This is a genomic window from Mycobacterium sp. E3198 (assembly GCF_001667015.1).
Taxonomy (GTDB): domain Bacteria; phylum Actinomycetota; class Actinomycetes; order Mycobacteriales; family Mycobacteriaceae; genus Mycobacterium.
Window position 1 is genome coordinate 1 of the sequence record NZ_LZIS01000142.1, and the last position, 763, is coordinate 763.

The following is a 763-nucleotide window of genomic DNA, read 5'->3' on the forward strand; positions in this document are numbered from 1 at the left end:
CGGCGGGGCGTCGGCGGTGGCCGCGCAGCTGACGCCCATGGCGCAGGCGCTGCAGATACTGCCCGGGTTCGCTCAAGTGCAGGCCGCCGTCGCCGGCATCAACGTGGGCACCGGCGACAACGGGGTCCTGAACGTCGGCTTCGGCAACACCGGCACCAGCAACGTCGGCACCGGCAACACCGGCAGCGCCAACGTCGGCAGCGGAAATTCCGGCAGCGGCAACGTCGGCAGCGGAAACCTCGGCACCAACAACGTCGGCAACGGAAACAACGGCGCCGGGAACGTCGGCAACGGAAACCGCGGCAGCGGAAACGTCGGTTCCGGAAATCACGGCGACGCCAACATGGGCAGCGGAAACCTCGGCAGCCACAACGTCGGCTTCGGCAACCGCGGCAACAACGACTTCGGCTTCGGCAACGCCGGAAGCAACGACATCGGGTTCGGGCTCACCGGCGACAACCAGATCGGCTTCGGCGCCCTGAATTCGGGCAGCGGCAACCTCGGGCTGTTCAACTCGGGCTCCGGGAACATCGGCTTCTTCAACTCGGGCAACGGCAACGTGGGCCTCTTCAACTCGGGGAACGGCAATTTCGGCTTCGGGAACGCCGGCAACACCAACACCGGCTTCTGGAACGCGGGCTTCACCAACACCGGCTTCGGGAACGCCGGCCAGGTCAACTTCGGCTTCGGAAACGCGGCCTCCGGCAATTTCGGCGGCGGCAATTCGGGGACCGACAACATGGGCTTCGGGAACTCCGGCGGC

1 protein-coding gene is annotated in these 763 nt (G+C 66.8%); it reads left to right on the forward strand.

What is annotated here, in order from left to right; all coding sequences use genetic code 11:
* The coding region (locus A5673_RS16290) for a pentapeptide repeat-containing protein (RefSeq protein WP_369806492.1) at positions 1-763 on the forward strand (763 nt) is incomplete at both ends.